This window comes from Lactococcus sp. AK05 (genome assembly GCF_041026685.1).
GTDB classification, from domain to species: Bacteria; Bacillota; Bacilli; order Lactobacillales; family Streptococcaceae; genus Lactococcus; species Lactococcus lactis.
In genome coordinates this window covers 23,737-48,274 of record NZ_JBFTEI010000002.1, presented here as the reverse complement: position 1 = coordinate 48,274, position 24,538 = coordinate 23,737, and the positions used below count along the sequence as shown (strand labels likewise).

Annotated in this window: 32 protein-coding genes; 22 read left to right on the top strand and 10 right to left on the bottom strand. The window is 34.8% G+C overall.

The genetic code is table 11. The features are described 5' to 3' along the window. Positions 1 to 20 precede the first annotated feature (20 nt). From AB6B24_RS04790 to AB6B24_RS04770, 5 genes are all read right to left on the bottom strand, one after another. On the bottom strand, positions 21 to 899 hold the full coding sequence (locus AB6B24_RS04790) for a DUF1003 domain-containing protein (RefSeq protein WP_311802038.1): 879 nt from the start codon (positions 897 to 899) through the stop codon (positions 21 to 23). A 347-nt stretch (positions 900 to 1,246) separates the two neighbouring features. Beyond that, positions 1,247 to 1,429 (bottom strand): YjzD family protein, encoded by a 183-nt coding sequence (locus AB6B24_RS04785; protein WP_003131510.1) that lies wholly within the window; start codon positions 1,427 to 1,429, stop codon positions 1,247 to 1,249. Between the two features lie 115 nt (positions 1,430 to 1,544). Then, the gene (locus AB6B24_RS04780) at positions 1,545 to 2,024 is read right to left on the bottom strand and encodes a nucleoside 2-deoxyribosyltransferase (RefSeq protein ID WP_311802037.1); all 480 of its coding nucleotides are present in this window, start codon (positions 2,022 to 2,024) and stop codon (positions 1,545 to 1,547) included. Then, positions 2,008 to 2,562, bottom strand: a complete 555-nt coding sequence (locus AB6B24_RS04775) for a TIGR00730 family Rossman fold protein (protein WP_003131507.1) — start codon at positions 2,560 to 2,562, stop codon at positions 2,008 to 2,010. Before AB6B24_RS04775 ends, AB6B24_RS04780 begins: the two co-directional genes overlap by 17 nt. Then, on the bottom strand, positions 2,562 to 3,215 hold the full coding sequence (locus AB6B24_RS04770; RefSeq protein WP_029344874.1) for a deoxynucleoside kinase: 654 nt from the start codon (positions 3,213 to 3,215) through the stop codon (positions 2,562 to 2,564). Before AB6B24_RS04770 ends, AB6B24_RS04775 begins: the two co-directional genes overlap by 1 nt. Positions 3,216 to 3,693: 478 nt before the next feature. Here AB6B24_RS04770 and AB6B24_RS04765 point away from each other — a divergent pair, with 478 nt between their 5' ends. Further along, positions 3,694 to 6,876 (top strand): DNA polymerase III subunit alpha, encoded by a 3,183-nt coding sequence (locus AB6B24_RS04765; protein ID WP_369164259.1) that lies wholly within the window; start codon positions 3,694 to 3,696, stop codon positions 6,874 to 6,876. A gap of 29 nt (positions 6,877 to 6,905) precedes the next feature. On the opposite strand, the gene AB6B24_RS04760 is transcribed toward AB6B24_RS04765, so the two are convergent. Then, positions 6,906 to 7,559 (bottom strand): hemolysin III family protein, encoded by a 654-nt coding sequence (locus tag AB6B24_RS04760; RefSeq protein WP_021464201.1) that lies wholly within the window; start codon positions 7,557 to 7,559, stop codon positions 6,906 to 6,908. Positions 7,560 to 7,760: 201 nt separating this feature from the next. On the opposite strand from AB6B24_RS04760, the gene AB6B24_RS04755 reads away from it, so the two are divergent. The 5 genes from AB6B24_RS04755 to AB6B24_RS04735 all read left to right on the top strand — a co-directional run bounded on the left by AB6B24_RS04755 (position 7,761) and on the right by AB6B24_RS04735 (position 11,704). Continuing rightward, positions 7,761 to 8,597, top strand: a complete 837-nt coding sequence (locus AB6B24_RS04755) for a DegV family protein (RefSeq protein ID WP_014570388.1) — start codon at positions 7,761 to 7,763, stop codon at positions 8,595 to 8,597. Continuing rightward, positions 8,590 to 9,450, top strand: coding sequence for an SGNH/GDSL hydrolase family protein (locus AB6B24_RS04750; RefSeq protein WP_311805181.1), 861 nt, complete (start codon positions 8,590 to 8,592; stop codon positions 9,448 to 9,450). The genes AB6B24_RS04755 and AB6B24_RS04750 overlap by 8 nt, the downstream gene beginning before the upstream one ends. Next, positions 9,447 to 10,658 (top strand): glycoside hydrolase family 3 protein, encoded by a 1,212-nt coding sequence (locus AB6B24_RS04745; protein ID WP_311804051.1) that lies wholly within the window; start codon positions 9,447 to 9,449, stop codon positions 10,656 to 10,658. The genes AB6B24_RS04750 and AB6B24_RS04745 overlap by 4 nt, the downstream gene beginning before the upstream one ends. A 9-nt stretch (positions 10,659 to 10,667) precedes the next feature. Further along, entirely contained in the window at positions 10,668 to 11,324 is a 657-nt protein-coding gene (locus tag AB6B24_RS04740; protein WP_153241676.1) for a YpmS family protein, read from the top strand. A gap of 104 nt (positions 11,325 to 11,428) precedes the next feature. Beyond that, on the top strand, positions 11,429 to 11,704 hold the full coding sequence (locus AB6B24_RS04735; RefSeq protein ID WP_010905402.1) for an HU family DNA-binding protein: 276 nt from the start codon (positions 11,429 to 11,431) through the stop codon (positions 11,702 to 11,704). A 108-nt stretch (positions 11,705 to 11,812) separates the two neighbouring features. On the opposite strand, the gene AB6B24_RS04730 is transcribed toward AB6B24_RS04735, so the two are convergent. From AB6B24_RS04730 to AB6B24_RS04715, 4 genes are all read right to left on the bottom strand, one after another. Next, positions 11,813 to 12,961, bottom strand: a complete 1,149-nt coding sequence (locus tag AB6B24_RS04730; protein ID WP_023188962.1) for a site-specific integrase — start codon at positions 12,959 to 12,961, stop codon at positions 11,813 to 11,815. Positions 12,962 to 13,083: 122 nt separating this feature from the next. Then, the gene (locus tag AB6B24_RS04725; protein ID WP_098403145.1) at positions 13,084 to 14,052 is read right to left on the bottom strand and encodes an Abi family protein; all 969 of its coding nucleotides are present in this window, start codon (positions 14,050 to 14,052) and stop codon (positions 13,084 to 13,086) included. A gap of 355 nt (positions 14,053 to 14,407) precedes the next feature. Then, positions 14,408 to 14,995: a hypothetical protein gene (locus tag AB6B24_RS04720; RefSeq protein WP_369164258.1), complete on the bottom strand. Its 588-nt coding sequence runs from the start codon at positions 14,993 to 14,995 to the stop codon at positions 14,408 to 14,410. Positions 14,996 to 15,007: 12 nt separating this feature from the next. Continuing rightward, positions 15,008 to 15,376 (bottom strand): XRE family transcriptional regulator, encoded by a 369-nt coding sequence (locus AB6B24_RS04715; RefSeq protein WP_021037765.1) that lies wholly within the window; start codon positions 15,374 to 15,376, stop codon positions 15,008 to 15,010. Between the two features lie 291 nt (positions 15,377 to 15,667). On the opposite strand from AB6B24_RS04715, the gene AB6B24_RS04710 reads away from it, so the two are divergent. The 16 genes from AB6B24_RS04710 (at position 15,668) to AB6B24_RS04635 (ending at position 24,482) form a co-directional block, all read left to right on the top strand. Then, positions 15,668 to 15,859 carry a hypothetical protein gene (locus tag AB6B24_RS04710; RefSeq protein WP_003131488.1) on the top strand — a complete coding sequence of 64 codons (192 nt, stop codon included), beginning with the start codon at positions 15,668 to 15,670 and terminating at the stop codon, positions 15,857 to 15,859. Positions 15,860 to 15,872: 13 nt separating this feature from the next. Then, entirely contained in the window at positions 15,873 to 16,133 is a 261-nt protein-coding gene (locus AB6B24_RS04705) for an excisionase (protein WP_349709749.1), read from the top strand. Positions 16,134 to 16,467: 334 nt separating this feature from the next. After that, positions 16,468 to 17,058 carry a hypothetical protein gene (locus AB6B24_RS04700; RefSeq protein WP_369164256.1) on the top strand — a complete coding sequence of 197 codons (591 nt, stop codon included), beginning with the start codon at positions 16,468 to 16,470 and terminating at the stop codon, positions 17,056 to 17,058. Beyond that, positions 17,055 to 17,294, top strand: a complete 240-nt coding sequence (locus tag AB6B24_RS04695; protein WP_369164255.1) for a hypothetical protein — start codon at positions 17,055 to 17,057, stop codon at positions 17,292 to 17,294. Before AB6B24_RS04700 ends, AB6B24_RS04695 begins: the two co-directional genes overlap by 4 nt. After that, entirely contained in the window at positions 17,291 to 17,545 is a 255-nt protein-coding gene (locus AB6B24_RS04690; protein ID WP_369164254.1) for a hypothetical protein, read from the top strand. Before AB6B24_RS04695 ends, AB6B24_RS04690 begins: the two co-directional genes overlap by 4 nt. Next, positions 17,542 to 17,853 (top strand): hypothetical protein, encoded by a 312-nt coding sequence (locus tag AB6B24_RS04685; protein ID WP_369164253.1) that lies wholly within the window; start codon positions 17,542 to 17,544, stop codon positions 17,851 to 17,853. The genes AB6B24_RS04690 and AB6B24_RS04685 overlap by 4 nt, the downstream gene beginning before the upstream one ends. Beyond that, on the top strand, positions 17,850 to 18,176 hold the full coding sequence (locus tag AB6B24_RS04680) for an HTH domain-containing protein (RefSeq protein WP_369164252.1): 327 nt from the start codon (positions 17,850 to 17,852) through the stop codon (positions 18,174 to 18,176). Before AB6B24_RS04685 ends, AB6B24_RS04680 begins: the two co-directional genes overlap by 4 nt. An 8-nt stretch (positions 18,177 to 18,184) precedes the next feature. Then, positions 18,185 to 18,763 (top strand): hypothetical protein, encoded by a 579-nt coding sequence (locus tag AB6B24_RS04675; RefSeq protein ID WP_104141470.1) that lies wholly within the window; start codon positions 18,185 to 18,187, stop codon positions 18,761 to 18,763. Then, positions 18,756 to 20,198 (top strand): VapE domain-containing protein, encoded by a 1,443-nt coding sequence (locus tag AB6B24_RS04670; RefSeq protein ID WP_104141471.1) that lies wholly within the window; start codon positions 18,756 to 18,758, stop codon positions 20,196 to 20,198. Before AB6B24_RS04675 ends, AB6B24_RS04670 begins: the two co-directional genes overlap by 8 nt. A 309-nt stretch (positions 20,199 to 20,507) precedes the next feature. After that, on the top strand, positions 20,508 to 20,909 hold the full coding sequence (locus AB6B24_RS04665; protein ID WP_104141472.1) for a hypothetical protein: 402 nt from the start codon (positions 20,508 to 20,510) through the stop codon (positions 20,907 to 20,909). Between the two features lie 155 nt (positions 20,910 to 21,064). Continuing rightward, positions 21,065 to 21,250 (top strand): hypothetical protein, encoded by a 186-nt coding sequence (locus AB6B24_RS04660; RefSeq protein ID WP_349709735.1) that lies wholly within the window; start codon positions 21,065 to 21,067, stop codon positions 21,248 to 21,250. A gap of 26 nt (positions 21,251 to 21,276) precedes the next feature. Next, positions 21,277 to 21,885, top strand: coding sequence for a hypothetical protein (locus tag AB6B24_RS04655; RefSeq protein ID WP_369164250.1), 609 nt, complete (start codon positions 21,277 to 21,279; stop codon positions 21,883 to 21,885). 8 nt (positions 21,886 to 21,893) lie between these two features. After that, positions 21,894 to 22,484, top strand: coding sequence for an HK97 family phage prohead protease (locus AB6B24_RS04650; protein WP_369164249.1), 591 nt, complete (start codon positions 21,894 to 21,896; stop codon positions 22,482 to 22,484). Positions 22,485 to 22,698: 214 nt separating this feature from the next. Beyond that, positions 22,699 to 23,028 carry a hypothetical protein gene (locus tag AB6B24_RS04645; protein WP_369164248.1) on the top strand — a complete coding sequence of 110 codons (330 nt, stop codon included), beginning with the start codon at positions 22,699 to 22,701 and terminating at the stop codon, positions 23,026 to 23,028. Positions 23,029 to 23,130: 102 nt separating this feature from the next. Continuing rightward, a complete protein-coding gene (locus AB6B24_RS04640) occupies positions 23,131 to 23,439 on the top strand; it encodes a sigma factor-like helix-turn-helix DNA-binding protein (protein WP_369164246.1) in 309 nt (102 codons plus the stop codon). A 653-nt stretch (positions 23,440 to 24,092) separates the two neighbouring features. Next, entirely contained in the window at positions 24,093 to 24,482 is a 390-nt protein-coding gene (locus AB6B24_RS04635) for a hypothetical protein (RefSeq protein ID WP_369164245.1), read from the top strand. The last annotated feature ends 56 nt before the right edge of the window (positions 24,483 to 24,538 follow it).

Sequence of the window (24,538 nt, the reverse complement as noted above, 5' to 3'; positions counted from 1 at the left end):
GTTCATTTGAACAGACTTTTTTAATCAGCATTAGCCATGCCTTCGCCTTCTTCTTCCTCATCGTCAGTATTTTCTTCAATACTGTCAAGAGTTTCTTCAAAACTATCAAAGGTTTCTTCAAAATCATCAAGTTGATCTTCGACATCATCCAAACGCTCACGAATATCTTGGTTTTGTTGATAAACTTCATTAAGAAGAATTTGAATATCTCCAAGCATTTCGGTTTGAATTTTTTGAATTTGCATATTTGAAGCTTGATCATCCATCATCAAATGGTCAAGTTTTTCATGGAGGGCAGCTACCCCTTTTTCTGATTTAACATTGACCTGGAAGTCATTTTTAGCAGACAAGCGGTCATGGTGTGCAGCACGATTTTGACTCATCATAATCAAAGGGGCTTGCATTGCGGCCGTAATCGATAGAAAAAGGTTGAGGAGAATGAATGGATATTTATCCCACTCGACTCCGAAAACACCAGAGACATTAACAAACATCCAAACGACTAAAATTCCAAGATAAGTTAGAATGAAAGCCCACGAACCGACAAATTCAGTAACTTTATCAGCCACACGTTCACCGATAGTTTCTTGGGTTTGAAGTTGTTCTTCCACGTCATGAATCTCAAAATTTGCCTTAGTTAATTCTTCATTAAGTAAATCATTAACGGTAAAGTTTTTTTGCAGGTCAAGATGAAAAAGGGTATCTAAGACCTCCAAACGGAATTTAACCTGATGTTCATTACAGATGAAATCATGACTGGTTGCTTCTGGGTAATCGCGCATGATAACGGTTTGAAGGCTAGGGTCGAGATTCTCAAGGAAATCTCCTCCTGACCGGCGATGAACACGACCGTTAACAAGACAGACGACTTTATTTTTATTAATTGGAGTTGGAGCCATTTTATAGCATGGTTCAAGCTTGTAAAATCTAATTTCTTATTTTGTGAAATGGGTCAAGTTTTTTGAATTAAAATCAAAAAGTTGGCACAAGAAGAGCGCCAATCTACTCTTGGTCAATTTGACAGAATAAGTAATCATAATAATTGCGGGTTTGGGTCGACCTTTCAAAGCTTGAGCGCTCTCCTTTCATTTAGGTTTTTAAAGGACAGTTTAAATATGTCCATATTAAATTATAAGGTATTTTAAGAAATTTGCAAGCCTCAGGACCAAAATAAAAACTCTTGCAGAGCAAGAGTTTTTATTTTCAAACGCTTTTTAGCGAAAGAACCTGATAAAATATCAGTAATTTAGTTTGCTTTAGCCTCTTTTTCCACAGCTACAGCTTGGAAAAGATATACAAAAAGACCAAAGATAAGCGAGATAATCGTTGTCCAAAGTTCAGGGTCTGGAACGCCAGCAAGAGCAGTTGCAACATAACCTACAACTTGTCCAAGAGCAAGCGACCAAAAAAGTGTGACAATAAGTTTCATATTTACGCTTCTTTCCATTATTTTCTATCCGCCTATAGTATAGTACAAATTATGACAAATTTCAAATTTTATATATAAAGGAGAAGATAAAAATAAGCAGGTACTTATCTCTTGACTACTGGTATTTTCCATTATATGGGATTGGTTTAGACTCTAAAAAATCATATTCTTCAACTTGTTCAATCTGGGTGAAGAAAGCTCTATTTCGCTCAGTGAGCATTATATTTGCTGGAATAGTATCTTCAAAACGAATAAGGTAGGTTGGTTTTTCTAAAGCAATGGCGTAGCCAAGCTCCCAAGCTGTTCCAGAATCAGTATCTTGATGATCGAAATCAACAATTGCAACGATGATATCTGCTTTATTTACCTCATTTACATCATTTTCCATTGTCGCTTTGGCCCATTCAGGGGTAAAAGCTTCAACTTCTTGTGGTAAAGATTCAGGATGTTGACATCTCATTGGGCTAAAAAAGTTTGCTACTGTTTTATTTTTTGAAAGTGCATTTTCTAAAAGTTCAACTTTTTTTATTTGACTTTCACTAAAAAATGGTGCGGCAAGGTAAACGTTAACTGCTTGATTAAACAACTTGTTCAAGTTTCAAATCTCCTAATAATTCTATGGTTTCTTCGGCGGTATCAACAAGAGAAATGGCATCTATGACTTCTTTAGAAATCATCCCTTCCTTAAGTTGCAAGCGCAGTAGGTCAAAAAGAGGTTGATAAAATTTTCGACCAACAAAAATGACTGGGCGGACAGCGGTTTGGTTGATAGACATCTCAGTTAAAAGTTGAAAACTTTCTTCCATTGTCCCAAATCCACCAGCTAAAATGACAAAAGCTTCTCCTAAATCAATGAGTTTACGTTTGCGCTCATCCATTCCACTTGTTAAATAAAGTTGACTGGCATTTTGACGAGGTGGTTCTAAAGGGAGAATTCCATCAGGATAAACGGCAATAACTTTACCTTGATGACGAATGACTGCATCTGAGACCATTCCCATACATCCTTCTTCGGAACCACCATAGACGAGGGTATGGCCTGATTTTGCAAGTAATATTCCTAATTTTTCGCTTGTATCTTTATAGATTGGATTTTTTCCATCTCTTGAAGAAAGAAAGACGGTGACATTCATTAATTATTTTCTCCTTCAATTTCTTTTAATTTTTCTTTGATTTGTTGCAAAACATGAATTTTTGATTGTTCATCCTCCACAAAATCATATTTATCGCCATCAATTTGGATTTTGGGACAAATATCAAAGGCTTCAAACCAAGTATCATATCTGCTATTTAATTCTTTATAGTAGTCATATAAACTTGGATCGTATTCCAATTGTTCAAATTGACGCCCTCTTTTTTTGATTCTTTCTAGCATTTTATCAAAAGAAACTTTGACATGAATGAGTAAATCAGGCCTTTTTTTGAAAGATAAACTATCAATTTCTTCCAACATATTGTTAAGTAAGTCATCATAAACCTCGACTTCCGTTTCATCTGCTCGTCCTAAATCGGCGTTCAAATGAAAAAGCAGACTATCTTCATAAATCGAGCGGTCTAATACATTATTATTATCAGACAAGGCTCTTTTGATTGAATCAAATCGCTTATTTAAAAAGTATATTTGTAATAAGAAGGCATATTTTTGAGGGTTCTCATAGAATAATGGCAAAACTTTATTATCGTCAACACTCTCATAAAAAGCTTGTGTTTTCAATTCCTCCGCCAACATCTCAGTTAAAGAGCTTTTTCCTGCTCCGATTGTTCCAGCTAATACTAGCACTGTCATTACACCTTTCCCATTCTATTTTTAGTTTTAGTGATTGTTTAATTAAAAATTAGTAATAAATAAACAAGGCTTGCTCATTATAGTGCAAAAAAAAGTTCTCGTCAAATTGCTAATATATAAGCTGTAAATGCTGTTGTTAAAGGATTCTTTTAGTTTTTTAATTTTTTTATTACGATTAATAAAAAAATGAAACATCTTAGCTTTTTGTAATAAAAACGAATTAAAAATAAGAATGAAAGCAGTTTTTAAAATCAAAAAATGTCAAAAATGTTGGACGTTTTCAGCTGCTAGGTTGTTTTTTGATATCATTTCGGTTAAAATAAATTACTTTTGTTTGTGTTTAATAACTAAAATTTGACGCTTTTTTTGTTCTTGGTTTGTCTAAACTTATCCCAAGTTCAAGCTAAAATATAGTATAATAAAATTAATATCTTTTAATTAAGAAATACCAGTCGTTTTAGCAAGAAAGGAGGAAAATATGTTTGCACCCTTGAATATAAAAACTGAATATAGTTTTTTAGATAGTGTCGTTAAAGTTGATGACTATTTGGAAACAGCGCACCGTTTAGGTTATCAAACGGTTGGAATTTGCGATGTTGGGAATCTTCATGCTGCTTTTCGTTTTGTCAGAAAAGCTCAAAAACTCAATTTGCAACCCATTATTAGTATTGAGCTAAATTTTGAATGGCGGGGTTTACCAATTGCTTTTTCTTTTATTGCTAAAGATACTGAAGGTTATAAAAACTTACTTCGGATTTCGACGCTTCATAACTATGGACGCCGTCAATTTTCTGATATTCAAAATCATTTATCAGGAATCGCCTTGATTCTCCCTGAAACTTACGGAAGTTTGAGCGAGCTGACAGAACTTTCGTCAGTAGCTGATGAAGCTTTTATTGGGATTGATCAACTGACAGATAAAGGGGCTAAATTTAATTTACCAACACTTCCTTTTCCTGCTATTCGCTATTTGAATTTTGCAGATAATGAAATTTTAGCAATTTTGCATGCAGTGCGTGATGGAGTTTCTTTCGATGAAAGTTTAACAATCAGTTCTAATGAACTTCTTCAAAGACCAGAAGCTTATGAGACTTACTTCCAGAAATATTTTCCACAGGCTTTGAAAAATCTGTCAGCATTAACAGCAAAGATTGCTTATCAGTTCGATGAAAAATTGGAGCTTCCTAGATTCGATAAGAAGAGACAGGCAGTTGAACATTTACGAGAAGAAGCGACTTTAGGTTTGTCAGCTCGACTTGAAGAAAAAAATTTACTGACAGAAGTCTCGTCAGTAAATTTGCAAGATTTGTCAGTTTATCAAGAACGTTTAGAAAAAGAGTTGTCAGTCATTCATCAAATGGGATTTGATGACTATTTCTTGATTGTCGCGGATTTGTTGCGTTATGCCCGTGAACAAGAAATTTATTGTGGAATGGGGCGTGGTTCAGCGGCCGGTTCTTTAGTTGCCTATGTTTTAGGAATTACACAAGTTGACCCTGTTCAACATAATCTCTTCTTCGAACGTTTTTTGAATCCAGAACGTGTGGCCATGCCCGATATTGACATTGACATGCCAGATGACCGTCGTGCTGAATTATTGGCCTATATGAAAAACAGATATGGTTCAGACCATGTCGCACAAATTGTTACTTTTTCAACTTTGGGTAAAAGACAGGCGCTTAGAGATGTTGGTAAAGCTTTTGGAATGACTGAAGCTGAATTATCCAATTTGACTCGGATGCTTGTGCGTCGTTTTGGAACTTTGGCTGATGAGTATGAAAATAATCAACGTTTTAAAGCTGAAGTGTTAAAAAATGGAAAATTGAAAAGAATTTATGAAGTTGCAAGACGAATTGAGGGAATGCCCCGTCAGACTTCAACACACGCTTCAGGTGTCGTTCTTTCTGAAGAATCTTTGGTGAATTATGTATCATTAAAACCGTCAGAAGATTTGGCTTTGACGCAATATGAGGCGCCAGATGTTGAAGCAATTGGACTTTTGAAAATTGACTTTTTGGGATTACGTAATTTGACAATAATTTCTAGATTACGTGATTTGGTGAAAAGACGTCAAAAAATTGATGTTGATCCACTAAAAATAAATTTGGAAGATGAAGACACATTGGCCCTTTTTCGGGCTGGAAATACCATGGGAATTTTTCAGTTTGAAAATCCACAAATGCGACGTTTTTTAAGAAATCTTGCCCCAAGTAAATTTGATGATATTGTTGATGCAACTTCAATTTTCCGTCCTGGTCCATCACAGTTTATTCCACAATTTGTTGCTCGACGACATGGGAAAGAAATTGTGCCTACCGTGGATGATTCTATTAGTGAAATCTTAAAGCCAACATATGGAATTATGATTTATCAGGAGCAAATTATGCAGGTGGCTCAAGCTTTTGCTGGCTTTTCTCTTGGGAAAGCTGACCTTCTTAGACGAGCAATTTCTAAGAAAAAAGGGTCTGAGTTAGAAAAGTTGCGTGAAGATTTCTTAGATTCAGCAAGCCATAATGGCCATTCTAAAGAAAAAGCAGAAGAAATCTATGACTTAATTGAACGTTTTGCTAATTATGGTTTTAACCGTTCACACGGTTTTGCTTATGGGGCACTTGCTTTTCAAATTGCTTATTTTAAGGCACATTTTCCTGATGAATTTTATGAAATTCAATTACGTGATCGCAAACGTGAAGTAATGATTTTAGATGCGTTAGAAAATGGGTTTGAAATAGAAAAACCAAGCATCAATATAATGAAAATTGGCGATTTTGTAAAAAATAAAAAGATTCGTTTAGGATTGGCTCACATTCAAGGAATTTCTCGTGATTTAGCAAAGTGGATTGTTGAAAATCAACCCTATAAAGATTTAGCAGACTTTGTCGAAAAATTACCTAATAATTTTCATAAAAAAGAAAACATTCTCCCTTTGATTCAGATTGGAGCCTTTGATTATGCAGATTCAAATCGAGGGAAATTAGCTTATAATTTGGCTGACCATGCTAATTTATTAAACTATTATAGTGATGATATTTTTATGGCAAGTTCTGGTGGGGGCTTTGCCTATCATGAGGCAGAAGATTATTCAGAAACTGAAAAATACGATTTTGAAAAAAATTTATTAGGAATTGGGGTAACACCACATCCTTTGCAAAATCTAGCTCGCAGATTTGAAGGTAATTTTACACCACTTGTTCAACTTGTGAAAAATAGACGAATGACTATCTTGGTTGAAATCCATTACATTAGAACGCATCGGACAAAGACGGGGCAAACAATGGCCTTCTTAACAGTATCTGATAGTCGTGAAAATTTTGATGTGACACTTTTTCCAGAAATTTATCGTCAATTTTCAAGTGAGCTTGAACAAGGAAAATTTTATCTCATCAGTGGAAAAGTAACAGAACGTAATGATGAATTACAGATGGTTGCTGACCGAATAAGCCCAGCTTTGGAAACGGATAGAAAACTTTGGCTAAATTTAAAAGATGAGAAGTATAATCAAAAAATTTCACAAATTTTGCGTGAATTTCCGGGCTCTCATCAAGTGATTCTTCACTTTTCAAATTTGAAAAAAACAATCCAAACAAAAATTTATGTGGAAGAATCGGAGATTTTACAAAAAAGGCTGGAAGGGTATGTTATAGCTGGTATTTATAAATAAAAAAACCGTTCATCCGAACGGTTTTTATCTTATCCCACATAAAGGTAAACAGAAAAGAACATGAGCATTGCAGCCAGTAAAACAAAGAGGTGCCATACCACATGGGCAAAAGGAAATTTAAAGTGATAGATGAGTGCTCCAACAGAATAAACAACGCCACCAGCGACTAAAAGCCAAAAACCTACGGGATGCAGGGCATTCCATAAAGGATAAATGACGATTAAAATCATCCAACCGAGAACGACGTATAAAACAGTTGATAATTTTGGTGTTTTACCCCATTTTGGTAAGTAGATTGATGTTAAAACAATCCCTAAAATAGAACATATCCAAATAACTGCTAGAACAATCCAACCTAACCAATTGTTTAAAGCAACTAAACAGTAAGGGGTATAAGTTCCAGCAATCAAAAAGAAAATTCCGTTGTGGTCAAAAACTCGAAAGACTTTTACTGCTTTAGTAAAATGTAAACTGTGCGCTAAAGTTGAACATAGAAAAAGAATGACTAACGAAGCTCCATAGATTGTAAAAGCAACCACTTCAAGTGCAGAACCAGATGCGGCACCTTTAATGACAAGAAGAACTAATGCTGCAATTGCTAGACCAGTTCCTGCTCCATGAGTAACTGCATTGAAAATCTCATTGAGAATCTGATAGGTTTTTGAACCTTGTGTTTCTTCCATTTGGTCTCTCCAATTTATTGATTTATTCAGCTTTTGAGCAATTTTTAATTTATTTTTGGAATCAAAAAAATAATATTATCAACCTTTTTTGCTCTTTCCAACTGAAAATTTGTTATAATATATGATAGCACAAATTGTATAGAAAAGGAATTGGACCGCCGACTTTCTCTTATGAGAAAAACAGGAGTTCAGATAGTAAATATGCCAATAAAAATTGTGACAGATTCATCCATTACGATTGAGCCAGGAATTGCTCGTGAACTTGACATTACTATTGTTCCGTTGTCAGTAACGATCGATGGAACAATGTATTCAGACGACGACTTGAAGTTTGAAGATTTCATGGTCAAAATGGCTGCATCAAAAAACTTGCCTAAAACAAGTCAGCCACCAGTTGGTGTTTTTGCCGAAGTTTATGAAAAAATTGCTGCTGAGGATGATGAGATTATCTCCATTCATTTAACAGAAGCATTGTCAGGAACAGTAGAAGCAGCACGCCAAGGGGGAATGCTTTCAGGTCGTAACGTAACGGTCATTGATAGTGACTTTACTGACCAAGCACAAAAATTCCAAGTGGTTGAAGCAGCGCGCTTAGCAAAAGCAGGAGCATCTAAAGAAGAAATTTTAGAAAAAATTAAATATATTCGAGAAAATACAGAGCTTTTTATCGGATTTTCAACATTAGAAAATTTGGTTAAAGGTGGTCGTGTCAGTCGAATGACAGGACTATTTGGAAGTCTTTTACAAGTTCGCGTCATTGGAACTTTGAAAGACCGCGAATTGAATACTCTTTTACGTGGACGTGGAAGTAAAACTTTTTATAAATGGCTTGAAGAACTTTCAGATTCTATTAGTAGTTCTGGACGTAAAATCCGTGAAATTGGAATTTCTCATGCTCAAGGTTTAGAATTTTCACAAAAAGCAAAAGAAGTTTTGCAAAAATTTGTTGAAAAACCTATTTCAATTTTAGATACCAACACGACAATTGCTACTCATACAGGTCCTGGGGCTTGGGCAATTATGATTGATTATGAATGATAAATCTAAAAATATGATGAAAAATTTTATACGTACATTTGCCGGCTTGTTGCTGGCAATTTTGCTAATTTTGGGCTTCTTTTTGCTCGTTTTTCCAAAGGCAGGGGACCGATTTTCAGCTGACAAAAAAGTTTCAACTCTGTCAGCAAAAAATCTGACTTATGCAGCTTTAGGAGATTCACTGACAGAAGGAGTTGGAGATGCCACAGGACAAGGTGGTTTTGTCCCTTTATTTGCCAAAGATATTGAAAATAAGACAGATAGCTCTGTCAGTAGTCAAAATTTTGGAAAAGCTGGAGATACAAGTACTCAAATCTATAATCGTATGATGAAAAGTAAAAAAATTACTGACGGCTTAAAAAAGGCTGATATCATTACGATTACCATTGGAGGAAATGACGTCTTAAAAGTCATTCGTGATAATGTCAGCAAACTATCATCAATGACAGAAAAAGATTTTACTAAGCCAGAGAAACTTTATCAAGCACGAGTGAAAAAATTATTAGATAAAATTCGCGAAGACAATCCCAAAGCGCAGATTTATGTTCTCGGAATTTACAATCCTTTTTATCTTAATTTTCCTGAGCTTACAGTCATGCAGAATGTGATTGATAGCTGGAATACAGCGACTGCCGGCGTTGTAAGTCAAGAAAAGAACACTTATTTTATTCCAATCAATGACTTACTTTATAAGGGTTCAGGAGATAAACAAGCGGTTGAATCTGGCAGTACATCTGATGCAGTTTCCAATAATTTACTTTATACAGAAGACCATTTTCACCCAAATAACGTAGGTTATCAACTTATGGCTGATGCAGTATTTGCAAGTTATAAGGAGGTCAACCAAAAATGACTAAGCGCTTAAAGAAAAAAGCAAAACCAGTTGTTTTTCTAGGTCTTGTTCTTGGTTGTGCATTAATTTTGTCAGGAGTTCTTGGTTTGGCGGGACATTTAAACGAACAAGAATCGTCTAAAACAAAAAAGAAAAGTCAATTGTCAGAAACTAAAAGGAGTTCAACTTCCTCAAAAAATATGGATAAAAATATTGAGCAGATGACTTTGGAACAAAAAGTTGGACAGTTATTTATGACAGGAATGCCAGCAAATAACTATGATCAGGCAACTTTTGATGCGATTGAAAAGTATCAAGTAGGTAGTATTATTTTGACTGGTCGCTCTAATCTCAGTGTCCCAGAAATGAAAGATATTACTGACAAACTACAAGGCTTAGCACCGGCTAATCGCAAACTCTTGATATCCTGTGACCAAGAGGGAGGAAATGTTCAAGTTCTCCAAGGTCAGGGTTTTTCACAGATTCCTGATGGATTAACTCAAGGAAGTTGGACAGCTGATAAATTACAAAAGGAATCACAAGCTTGGGGAAGTGAACTTTATGCAGCTGGAGTTAATTTTGACTTAGCACCAGTTGCTGACCAAGTTTTATCTGCCGACTTTGCTCCACAAAATGCTCCAATTGGCTATTGGAGTCGCCAATATGCTTATGATAAAGCAAGTATCATAAGCCATGCTCAAGCATTTACGGAAGGCATGAAAGCAGCCAAGGTTTTGACAACTGCTAAACATTTTCCAGGGCTTGGAGCGGTGACAGGCAATACAGATATCAGTGCAGGTGTTAGAGATGACCAAACGAATTCCAATAGCGAATCTGTTCAAATTTTCAAAGATTTAATCTCTTCTGGGACACCTTCGATTATGACCGCAACAGCTATTTATGATAAAATTGACCCTAATCTTCCCGGTGCTTTTTCATCCAAAATGGTTGATGGTTTACTACGGAAACAATTAGGTTTTGATGGTTTGGTTATTACAGACGATTTATCAAATGCTGTCCAAGTACAATCATGGACGCCTGGTCAAAGGGCAGTTTTAGCATTGTCAGCAGGAAATGACCTTGTTTTAGTAAATGAGCCTACACAAATTCCAGAAATGATCTCAGAAGTTTTGCAAAAGGCAAAAGCAGACCCAGACTTTGCTAAAAAAATCAGTCAATCAGCCACAAGAGTGATTAAAGTAAAAGAAGAAATGAAACTTGTAGAATAGAGAAGCAAAATGGAAAATAACGAAAATCAAACAAGAAAATCAAAAACAAAAAATTCCACTAAGCCAAAAACTGAAAAAGAAGAAGGTCTTAAAAAACGTCCTATTTGGAAATGGCTCTTTATTATTCTTTTGGCTCTGAATATAGCTGGAGTTGTGTTTATTGCCATTCGCGTGACTAGCCCAAGAGACCAAACGGTTCTCAATCAAAACTCAACTAATCGTTCAGACCAAAAAGTTGCTCAAATTACGAGCACGACTTCGCAGCTCAATGAATTGATAAATAGTTATTTAGAAACCTATCAAACTAAAGAAATGACTTATAAGTTTTATATTTCTAATCAACAAGCAGTTCTTGAAGCATCTTATAAACTTTTTGGAACCAAAATTCCACTTTATATTTATTTTGAACCTCTGGCACTCTCAGATGGCTCAATTAGTCTATCTGTCCAAAATATTTCTGCTGGAAGTTTGAGTTTACCAACTTCGGAAGTTCTGCAAATCGTTAAGGCATATGACTTGCCAGACTTTGTTCAAGTTGAAAGTAAGAAAAATCAAGTGGTCATTAATTTGTCCAAAATAAATGTCTCAGGTAATCTTTATATTAAAGCAAATCAAATTGATTTAGCCAAAGGGAATTTTGTCTTTGATTTCATGAAAAAAGCCTGAAAAACGCATTAAAATGGCATTTTGACTTGCAAACTGGGCTAAGATTTGCTAAAATGAAAATTGCCTATGTTTAAGGTAAAAAACAAATGGAGGACATTTCTAAAATGGCTAACAAACAAGATCTTATCGCTGAAGTTGCAGCAAAAACAGGATTGACTAAAAAAGATTCAGAAAAAGCAGTTAATGCTTTTGGTGAAGTTGTAACTGAATTCCTTGCAAAAGGTGAAAAAGTTCAATTGATCGGTTTTGGTACTTTTGAAACTCGCGAACGCGCAGCTCGTGAAGGACGTAACCCACAAACTGGTGAAGCAATCAAAATCGCTGCTACAGTTGTTCCTGCATTCAAAGCTGGTAAAGCATTGAAAGACGCAGTTAAATAATTATAGCTATAAAACATCAAGTATCACGCTAGTTCGTGGTACTTTTTGTTTTTTTTTAAATGAAAAAGGGGCACAAAAGGGGCATAAAATAAAAGAACTGTCAAAAGCTCAGTTCTTTTTATTTAGTATATCTATTATCGAAGATTTCATATTTTCGGTAACGTGAGTGTATATAGCAGTTGTTGTTTTACCGCCATCCTTATGCCCTACTCTATCGACAATTGCTTTGAGGGGAACATTGTTTTCCGCCAGATAGCTTATTAATGTATGACGGAAGATATGGCTTGACAGATTCTTGTTTATTGGCGATTTAAGGCGAGAATTTGCTCTTTTAATTGCAAGGTTAAAGGAGTTTGTCTGCAACGGAATACCACGCTTAGAAACGAAAATATAGCCCATTTCGTTATAATCGTTTCTTACAGATTTGGACAAATTATTTTGTTCAATTATTTCGTCTAATATCTCTATTTCTCGGTCACTCAAATCTACTGTTCTAAAACTAGATGCGGTTTTAGGAGTTGTTTTGACTCCTTTTGAATAACCAACCGTTTTATCTAAAGTACCGTGAATGTCTATTTTTCGTTCACTTCTTTTATAATTTTCTTTTTTTAAAGCTATCGCCTCTCCCATTCGACATCCATTCAATGACATGAACTCAGCAAGTAAGGCCAATCTACGAGTGTTTGGCCTGCTGTACAGTTCTGAAAGTAGGGCTTTTAATTCGTTTTGTTCAAGGTATTTATTTTGTATTTTCTCTAAATCCTTTACTGTCTGAATCTTTTTTGGAAGTTTAGCTTTTCGAGCTGGATTATATTCAATGTATTCTAAATCAACAGCATAATCAAATATAAGATTTAGGGTTGATTTTGAGCGTTCTAACTTGCTACGAGGACAGTCTGCATCATTTATAAATTTTTGTATAACTTTAGATGTAACATTTGATATTTTAATTTCCTTGTCAAAATAATCAATTATAAAATTAAAAGAACTTTGAAGAGCACTAATGGAGGATTGTTTTATAGATTTTTTATAAAAGCTCCACCATTCTTCAGCTATATCTGTAAATTTAGCATTGGAAGTAGAACTGTTATTAATTTTAGATTCTATTTTTTCAAGGAGTTCTGCCTGTGCAACTTTCTGTGCTCGTGGAGTTTTTTTATCAAGTGTAACAGAAACCTTTTTTAATTTTTCTGTCAATGGGTCTCTATATCTTTCAAAATATTTGTACTTACCATTCGCTAAATCTTCTATCCACATTTGATTTTTACTCACTTTCTTGCTAAAATTGAGTACAGTAAAATAGCTTCATTTGAAGTGTTTATACTGTATCTGATATTAAATCCGTCCTCGCCGTCCAAAGTTTGGGCGGATTTTTTGTTTTAATTACAATAATCTGAGGGAAATTGCATTTCTTTCAAAACAAGAGGTACTTGGTCTCCCCACTTTTTAGAATAGCCTTCGAATGCTAGTTTTAAATTTATCTTAAAGACTTCTGTCGGATAATGATTCGCCCATAGCCCCAATGAAGAAAAAAGTAAATTTAATCCCGATGATTTATATTTTTTCTTTCTAATACTTGTTTTAGATATATTTACAGAATCATGTAATAAGGGGAGGTAGGTGAAAGAACAATCAGGGAAAAAATTATACATTCTACTCCCATGAGCCGCGCGATTCCGATATTCATGTATCATTACAATAGTTTCAGAAAATAAAGTTATCAGTTCTTGATCACTAAGAGATGCGTGGACATCACTTTTAAAAACTCGTCTCATAAGTAATTTCTTATCTTTAGAATTTAATAGTGAAATGGCATATCTTAAATTACCAAAAGACATCTTTTTAAAAAGAATCCAAGGAGGTACGTTCCCGTGTACATCCCTATAGTGCTTAATTGGATGAGTATCATCATCCCTTATTTTTCTCATTTCTTTAAAAAATATATCACGAGCAGTATAAAGATTTTTCTTTTTGTTAGGATATTTTAAAAGGTCTCCTTTTTTAAAAACATCTTTTGATATGTAGTTATCGAATTCCAAACCGTGTTGCTCTGCCAAAGTATAGGCAAGTTTTTGTTTGAGAAAAGATTCCGCATGTTCTAAGGCTAACATAGTTGCTGAGCGAACTTTGGAATCGAAATAATATAGTGCAAATATATCGTCAAATGTCGTACCGTCTTTGTAAGTTTTATCATCATTTCTAAAAGTTTCACGATAGCCATTTATAATTTCATAATATCCAAAATCACTTAATTTTTTTGCTGCATCTGGTTCATCAATGATATCGAGGCCTTTTGAAGTAAGAAGTTCAATTTGTTCTGTTATACTTTTAAATATCTTTTCTGTCATATTTTGTCCTATAAAACACTAAAACCCGAAAGCTATTAAGCAATCGGGTTTTGCTGGTACTGTGGCGCACCTTTTAAATTGATTACTTATGATTATATTATTTGTTGTAAGTTTTGTCAACCCAAAAGCTTACTGAATATCTAACTTTATTTTATAGGAAACTTTGTATGTGAAGTACAATGAATCGCTCTATATAGATGTTCTTATAGATTCTAAGCTTATAAAAGTTAGCTAGAAAGTTAGATGAATATATAGAAAATAGTTAAGGGTTTGGTTAATAATTCAGTTAAGTTTTGGGTTAATGATTTACCTAGTTTTTAACGAGGTTCAAGACATTGCTCGTAGTTTTACTTATTTAAGTAGTTCCCAATAATAGCCGGAATTCTTTTTCTGCCATATTATAGAAATTATGGCTTAGATGATAACGATCCAGAAATTGATAAATATTAACAGATTCAATTACATCAAAATAACTAATGTAATCTACAATATAGTCGTGCATTTCTTGCTTATTAATACTGACTTTTATTTCATCTTCAAATATTTCAGTGATAGCTTCATGCATCTCTAAATATTCTTTTTTGATGATTGATTCAGCTAGTTCAAATGGTGATTCTGTTATATCTACAAACACATTAAAATATTCGTAGCTTCCCCCGTTAGCCTCAAATATTTCCCAAAGAAGAAGAACAGCTTCGCGATTTGCTCTAACTTCTTGAAGATTTGTTGTATCATTCTCAGAACCTCTGCAGATATCTTTATTGATAACGTGGGAAAGCTCATGAGCAATTTTAAAGGCAGATATTTTGGTTGGATTATAGATCATCAACTTTCTTTTGATATTAACCATAGCATTTTTAGGAAAGCAATCATCACAAGTAATATGAATATTGTATTTTTCCATTTCTAAAAGAAGGTACTCTATCAATTCCTGTTTATTCATAGAGACCTCCGATTAGTCTGTAAGCTTGTCGCCGTAAATTGCAAATAGCATTTTCTTCACATCATCACTGATAGGTTCACCATCAAAAGAAACCCACTCATTCCAGTCTATTCTAGGGTCATCCCAAGAGGTAGGCTTTTTTTCACTAATAACTTTTTTTAAATCAACTGGCTTATTGGTCTTTTTTAATTCTTCATTTCCAAGTAAATAATCCACACTTACATTAAAATATTTTGCAACTGCTTGTATTTTATCTACGCTTGGCTTATTTTTGTTCCAACGCCGAAGAGTAGCGTTAGCAAATCCAAGTTTTTCTTCTAATTGTCTAATTGAAATATTTTTTTGAGCTGCAAGCTCTTTTATTTTTTCATATAAATCCACTTGTATCAACCTTTCAGAGGGTACAAGAAAAATAAATAGGTAAATATCCAACAAAATCATTGACAATGTAGGAAAATATGCTATAATATTTCTTGTAGAGATTAGTTAGCCTTTTGGTTAGCAAATAGACCTATAAAAAGCACTTTAAACGCTCCGCCAAGAATGTTTTATAAAGCTTTTGTTAGGTGTTTTAACTATGCATTTATTGTAGGATATTTAACAACAAATGTCAAGAGCTAGATTCAAATATGCTAACTTTTTCTTATACAAAAATATATACGGAGGTATAAAATGCCAACAAGTGACAACGGACTAAGACTTGTTAATTCATTCATTGAAGAAACAGGAATTGAAAAAATGAGTTTAGCAGCCAAGTATGGAGTAGCTAAAAATGTGATGATTGATATTCTATCAGGCCATCTTCAATCACCTAAAGCACATCAAGTCATTCTTAAAATAATTGATGATTTCAAATTGCGTTAAGAAAGGAGATGCAATGCCATACGCAAAAATAACATACCTACCTGTTGAAAATGCAGAAGACGCAGAATGGTGTGACAAAAAACACCTTATGGAAGTCTGGCAAGGCTTATCAAAAGGCACATTAACAGCCTGGCTTGCTGAAATGAGAGATCGACCTGAATTTAAAAAAGGTGTACTCAATCCAACTCACGGACTTGTATTTATCAATAAAGAAATATTCAAAGAGTTTGTAGAGTGGAAAGAAGCAACTCGTTATAAGAGTTACAAAAAATAGGAAGAAATATGCCTCTTGATACAGTAACTATTAAATCCACAATTACAACAAAAAAAGCCGGCTATCTCCCCAGATAAACGACTTTAAACTATAAGTAAGGCAAGCTCTCACAAAGCTTTTCTTACTCTAATTATAGCAAATTGGAGAATAAAAACAAAATGAATAATACAATTGATGTAATTTACCCAACCCACGGCATACGTACAGGCTCACAAGTGCAGTTTGACCCAAGCACTCATACTTGGACGGTTTGGACTAAACAAGGATTAGAACGCACGTTTAGAAACGTAACTTCATACGCTAGATACATGACGAAAGGTTAAGGGGAAAGAAAATGAATTTATTATCAATATTAGACGAAATGCACAAAGCAACATCAAAAGAAAAAATGAGCCAAGAATTTATGGATTTATTCCATGAAGCTATGGAATCAGAAAAAATCAGTCGTGAATGCTCTGATAGAGTTGAACCTTTACAAGAACCTCGAGATATTGACTTCTTTAAGATTGCATGGCAAATTTACACTGTTGCACTCAATCGAGGGAGAAAAGAACGTAAGGATTTTCGAAGACGTCCAATTATTTCGGAAGATGATACACGTTTTGATAACTTTTGGAAAATGAAAAATACTTATGCTCAAAAATTAGCACAGGAAAAAACTCATGAATTAGTAGGCACTGTAGATTTTAGCTCACAAGTGGCTTACGCCATGTATCTTACAGGAGTTGAACATGGTAAGAAAAACCTAGATATTGGCAAAGAACTACATATCTCTCGCCTTGATTATCCTACCGAGCCACTATTAAATGATTATCAACATATCGTTGTCGCTAGAGAGGAACTTTCAGATACGGAGGTTAAAGCCAAGTTAGAACGATATTTTGGAATTAAGGACGGAGGCAAGGCAAAGAGGATTGAGAAATGAAAAATATTATTAGAGCTTGCCCCTATGTGGCTGGTATTGATAGCTTAGGCATGCGAAGTTTAAAAGCCTATCATACGGAGCTGACAGACAAGCAGATTGAAAAAATAGACCCATTGAACGCAAATACAGGCGCAGTTGATTATAGCTTTAAAGTTCGTAAATATAAGCACGGTGTCCGCTTTGAGGGCGAAAAAGACGGTGGAGAAATCAGTCTCTTTGACGAGGTGGCGAGATGATTGAACACCACCAAGGTTACACGGCTATAAAACGGCAAGGACGGAATAGTTTTAGACCGATAGGCAAACATCCATTTAAGATAATTTACAATGCACAAGCGGTTAAATATGACTTAATACAGCAGTTTGAAGTAAGTACAGGCAATATCTTACCTAGCGGAGTGAAAAGCAACTTATGCACGCAACTAGTGCCGAATTTAGGTAAAGAGCTGGCTGTTATGAAATTACAGATAAAGGAAAATAAAAAATGACATTAAAAAATTTGAGTGATGATGAACAACAAGCACTTTCTGAATTTATGGAGAGCGGGAAAGCTTACGAAATGATGAAAGCTCAACCAGATATTGAAATAAAAAATATTACAATTGAAGCCTTATACAAAGGCGAAGACTTGCTGGCAGTTACACCCCAGTTTGATGAAATTTCAAATCTCGAAGCAGTTAGTATCTTGCTGAATGTATTAATTGCGGACGCTAGGGGCTGCACAGATATAGAGAGTTTTATCAAGACCATTATTTCTATGTGGGGAACGTATGACGAAGCGGAGGGGAATCTATGAAACTTAAAGAATTACAGACATTAGACCAAAACATTATAAAATTTCTTGCTGAACATCGAGGAATTGACCGAGCTGTAAAAGGCGAAGTATTGGCTCAATCTCTTAATGTTGATTTACGAACCCTACAAAGTCGAATTTCTAGCTTACAAAAGAAACGTTGTGCCATTGGTACGATTGACGGATTAGGCTATTTTATCCCAACTGATGAAGCTGAACGCACGGCAGGAATCACTAAAAAAGAAGAAATGGGCTTTTCGATTCATGATGCTGTTTCAGGCTACAGGCGTGCCGATTTGGAATGGCTTGATAAAATGATTGATTAGGAGACATTATGGAGTTTCTAACGATTCGTTTAAACAAAATAGTAGCTAAAAAACTAATGAAAGGGGCAGGAGAGACACTGATTTTAGAAAAAGAAGATTTCTATCAATATGTTTATCTTGTCCCCAATAATATGAGTTTTAGTGGTCATTTTGATTCAGTACTTGATATCAGCGTGAGTCAACACTGGGAGATTTTCAACTTTCTAACCTCAAAGTATCAAGAACTAGGCTATAAAAAAGTGCATTATAAACATCCAGCGCATCCATCAAATAAATTTATGAAATTTCTTAATAAGCTGCAGCGTGACGAATCTGAAAAAGTCGCTACAGTTTATCGACAAAATGCCTTCGAGAAATTCAAAGATGAAATCGTGATGCACCAGGGCTTCTTGAATAGTAAGAACATGATGAAGTTTATTATTTTAGGAAAGAAGCACGGCTATAACTATAAATATCTCATGATGTGGGCTGTTTCAGAAATTGAAGCGACTTGTGACGGGACTCAGAAACAAGGCTTACTGGCTGATTTTATAAGTTTTGCGGATGAATATTTTGATGAAAAAGAAAGGGAGGTGTTGAGTGACTAATGTAGATGATGATTTTCAAAATATGATTAACAGCTACGAGGAAGAAAAAGCAAAAGCAGAGAGTAAGAAGTCAGAACAAAAACCACCTCAAAGCGATAAAATCGTTAAAGTTAAATTTGAAGCTGAAAATTTCGCCGTCAATCAGTATGGTAAACCCAAAGTAAATTCTTTAAAAAACATACGAATCGCCATAGAAAATGACAACATTTTAAAAAATCAATTTGTGTTTAATTCTTTTACACAAGAAATAGAAATCAGAACCCCTTTCAAGTTGAAAGGAGTAGAGATTGAGAATGATGGGTTAAAAGAGGTTTATATTACGGCTATTCTTGAACATTTTGAAGAAAAATATGATGTTTTATTTGATAGTCGGCTTTTAGTCAATGTGATTAATAAAATTGCTTACGAAAATAAATACAATCCTGTTCAAGATTTCATGGAAGATTGTTACAAAAATTGGGATAAGGTCAAACGTGCAAGAAGTCTATTTCCTGATTATTTGGGGGCGAAAGAAAGTGATTTAACCGAACGAATGACCAAACTGTTTTTTGTTGGGGCTGTCAGCAAGGTTTATCGTCCGTATGATAAGTTTGACTTTGTTTTGGATTTGGTAGGAGGCCAAGGTTCAGGGAAGACGACCTTTCTTACTAAAATGGGGCAAGGGTGGTACACAGATTCAATGAAAAATTTTGATGATAAAGACCAGTTAGTCATGATGTTACGTGCTTTGATTGTGAATGATGATGAAATGGCAATCAGTAACAAAATACCCTTTGCGGATTTAAAGAAGTTTATCACTCAAACAGTTTTGTCTTTCAGGGCGCCCTATGGCACAAAGGTAGAAAATTATGCCAAAAACTTTGTCATTGCTCGGACAACCAACCATGAAGAATATCAGAAAGACAGAACAGGGGCAAGGCGATTTCTTCCCGTTCATTGTTCAAAAGAGTTACAAAAATATCATCCTGTTTCTGATTTAGATGATGCCACAGTCCGCCAAGTTTGGGGCGAGATGGTTCACTACTACAAGAAAGGGTTCAGCTTTAAACTCTCAGAGGAAGAAGAAAAGCAACTCAATTTGGAACGGTCAGATTATGAATATTTTGATGAACAAGAAGAATTACTTGAACAGTATCTTGAAATTCCGATTCCTACAGATTTCTATAAAGTACAAGGAAATAATACAAGGATGCACGAGCGGAGAGCCTATATTGGTTTTGTTCTTCAATCTGGAGAAACACCTAAACATGAGTTTAGAGGGGAAATTAAACCAAGAGAATTTGTGACGGCTACTTATTTCTATTGGGAAGCAATGGGGATTGAGACTGGTAAGGGAAGTGCAAAAATAGTTTCTAAGTTCAAGAACTCGATGAATAATAAGAATGGCTGGCAAAAATCTAAACGGAAGGGGACAAGGGGTTATAAAAGAAAATAGGGGGGCAAATTAAATGCCCCTAAAATTAAAATGCCCCCCATAAATGCCCCCTTCGAAACCCCTTATTATATAAGGGTTTAGATATACTAAGGGGCATTAGGGCATTTATATCTTAGTAAAATAATAGTTAGTGTTAATTATAAAAAGGGCTTGCTTATCACGGACACATAGTAAAGTTTTCAAAGTAAATGCCCCCTTTGAAAATATCGCTTTCAAAACTTGTTAAACGTTGGTACTATTGAGCTTTTCAGGGGGCATTAATAAATGCCCCCATGAAATCAAATGCCCCCTAAAAAATAGGAGAAAATAATGAGAATAATTAAATTACATGAACAAGAAGAAAATAATGAGCCAAAAGAATTTAACACCACCATCAAACGTGTGTTAATGAACGCAAAAGAAGCGGTCTTTGAGCGTCAGGGAAGTATAGACGACTTAGCTGATACCCTAGCGGTTGAATTAGATGTTTTGGCTTACTTGCTAGGCATTCCTGAAATTGGCTTTAGTCCATCAACCGCTGATAAAGAGCTTGCACTCAAAGCACAGCTCCAAGACTTGCATGCACTCAATCATTCCATGTTTAAAGAGGATATCCACGAAGTGCCACGGTTCACAGACGGTACAGTCATCACAGCGAAAGATTTGGCTGATATGAATATCAACGCTTTGGATAATATTGCAGAATTAATCGGCTTTGAATTAGAAGAATAAGAAAGGAGTAAAAATGCGAGCAAGGTCTCCAACAAAAGCAGTTGTTTTAATTCAGTTATAAAAAGAGCAATTAACGCAATGAACACAAGGAGTTACAGGCTTTATCTGTACTTCCGATTATAATATATATTTACCAATAGAAAATAGAGGATAAAATGGCGAAAGATAAAATAAAAAACTTAGAAATTCCAATCGCTGAAAATGAGAGAAATAAAGCAGTTGAAAATCTTCTCTCATTAAAAGAATACTTTGATAACCAACTTAAATCAGACCAAGAAACTTATCAAGCCATCGCGACATTAGGCGATAAGTTGGGCGTTCTTTGGAATGGCGATAAATAATAAATAACGAAAAATGGAGAAATAACATGCAAGTAAAATATATTGAAAAAGCAAAAAACAAACTCGAAAAACAAGCTAAACAACTTACTCAAAAAGTTGATAAAACGAATCAATTAATTTCCGAATTAAAAAACAAAATTGAAAAAATGGAAAATCAATCTCAAAATGATGATATTGATGAATCACTCAAAGCCTTATCTGAATTGAATAACGCTAAGCAATTACTAGAAACATTAGAAAAACGGCTGGCGGAGGAACAGAAAGAGCTTGATATTTTCTGGAGTTCTCAAGAAGTTGATGACACTCTTAGAGAAGCATTGAGCCAAGCAGATAATTTAAGTGACATTGAGCTAGATTTATTAAAAAGTACCGTGTCTAAAGATACGAAGAAAAAACTAAAGGAATATAACAAGGAAGTTGATGACCAACGTTATCGCCTTCAGGAATCAGGAAATTACTTACTAGAAAAATCAAATGTTTTTTCTAGAAGCGCATTAGATAATTTAATCGGTCAAAAAAACAGAAGTCACAAAAATAACTTTTTCTTTGGAATTGTTAGAGCAATGGCAGGTCAATATGAAAAAGAACTGATGGCATTTCTAAAATCTGAAAAAATCCTGACTGATTTAGATTAGGGGATTAAATGACTAAAAAAACAGAAATTAATTTTGGAATTGATAGCAAACTAGAAATCAGAGACGCAAATAAAAAAGCAGGGTTTATTGGACAAATTGCAGGGTATGCCATTGTATTTAATAAGCCAAGTGTGCCTAATGCACCTTTTATTGAGTATATTTCTTCATCGGCGCTCAATAATGTTGACCTAAGCGATGTATTAGCTTTATATAATCACGACTACGCCAATGTATTAGGGCGAGTTGATGCAGGAACTTTAAAGTTAAGCATTGATAAAGTCGGCTTGCATTTTGTTTTGGATATGCCAGATACAACAGTTGGCCATGACGTTTATAACAATATTAAGGCTGGGAACCTTAAAGGTATGAGTTTCGGTTTTGTCGTGGCAGACGGTGGCGATTCATGGCAACAAGGAGCAAGTAAACCTATCCGAACAATCAACCAACTTCAAACATTAGGAGAAATAAGTGTCGTAAGTAAACCTGCTTATGATGATACTTCTATCAATGTCACTCGTTCTATCAAACAATTTGAAGACGAGCGTACACGAAAGTATAAAGAAAAAGTAAGAGCTTATCTTGACGGATTGAGTGATTAGATTATAATAAAAAAACCTAGTCTTTATTGGCTAGGTATTTATTGTTAATGTCAGAAAAAATAAAAGTGTTACTGAGAATCGGTAACACGTTACTGTTAGAAGTGACAGCTTTAGCCTTATGGTTAAGCCGTTTATAGGTGTCTGTTACTCTGTTACCGCGAAAACACCTACTCGCTAGGAATTTATAATATAGCACGAAAGGATATAAAAATAGATGGTTAGATATTATTGGGGGAGACCTCAAGATGTTATAAGGTGGTATCTTAGAGGAACGTTATACCTAAGCGCTCAAAGCAGAAAATCTTACATTGAAAAGATAGGAGCTGAACCAGGTAACTTACCAAGGCTTCTTAAATTATTGGAGGATCTTGATGATATATTTGATACAGTCGATACTGACAGCATAGCTCTATTATGTTTGAGATACGTTGAGTTATTAAGTATCGCAGAGACTACAAAGCGCACAGGATTGCCAGCTTATCAGATAACAGCTAAGACAGGTAAAGTCATGAAGAAAGCTAAGGAAATTATATCTAAAGCATGATATAATAGAACTATCATAAGTCCCAGAGATGGGCAGTGGTATAATAAGTTCAGGAAAGTATCTCTAATTGTGGGGGTGCTTTTTTGTTTGGAGGATTATATTATGAATGAACTAGAGTTTAATATCAGGTTATATCTTACAGGCGTTATGAAGTCATGGACCGATAGGATAGACAACACAGACCAACTCATACCACAACGCTTTATATTAAACGCAATGACAGAGCTGTTTGATTCATTGAGCGATGATGACATAGAGTTGATACGGTTGCGATACATGGAACGCTTGACACTATCAGAAGTTGCAAGCCGTTATCTGTTAAACGAACGTACTGTTAGAAACCACACGAACCCAGCTATTAAACAAGTGAAAGAGATTATAAAACAAGGTAATGAACTTTCAATAAAATAAAAAAAGCCCGTGAATTTTCACGGACAGATATAAAGAAAAGTAGTAATAATTTACCTAACCCTATTATATCATTTTTTCTCTATAATTTTTAGATACCCCCCCCGTCATCGCTTTTAGGAATACCGTATACCAATAGTGGCTCCCTGTTTAAAAACTCAATTTTTGAAAATTTTTGCATAGGGGGGGTACAATCGGTAAATGGCATGGTTAAGGGTTTTTTTGGTTGTTTTCTATGAATAGTTTCCCCTTTTTAGCCTTTTTTTAGAGTTTTTAGCCTATTTTCTTCTTTCTACTACATAACTTTTAGGGGTCAATTATCCTTGTAATCGTTGTGGTTGAGCGATTCTGTTCCAGAAAAAAAGTTTTGAAAAATCACTTTTTTGCTCAGGGAGGAACTATTGGTATACGGTTCTCCTAAAAGAGATGACGGGGGAGGGTTAATTTTTAGAGTTGTCTAAAATAGTTTAGATATTTATACCATAGGCTTTACTTCCAAATACTCCCTCATGGATGATATGAACTTTCCTAGACTTCTGATAGTTGAGGATAATACAAAAGTGCGCTGACCTAAAACAAAAGGCTATGCCCTATTTGTTTTTGTTATGGTTCAAACCCATGATAAATTTAATCGTCTGATTGACTAGAGTCGTAAAATGCGACCTCAGGTAGTTTTACTGAAAAAGAGTAAAAGATATTATTGGTTTCAGCCTCTTGATAAATCAGTATTCTATATTGATACTGAAGGATGGACCAAACTATCTGGTTCAGATAATGCAAATCAAAATAATAAAAATAAAACAGAAGATAAAGGAGACATTACAATGTTTTTAATCAGAGGACTAGACGCAAATCGCAAACCAAAACACTGGTTCATTTCTAACGGATTGGATGTAAACCATGTTAACACTACTCGCATGCTTGCGGAGTACCAAAATAAAGGTGCTAGAATGAATCTACCAACTTCGACCATGTACATGACGGAAATTGAGGATGAGTTCCATGTTAAAATTGATGCAAAAACAGGAGCTGTAACTAAAAAATAACCTATTAGGGTTTACCATGGTGATACTTAGTGATATAATTATAATAACTTTTAAAG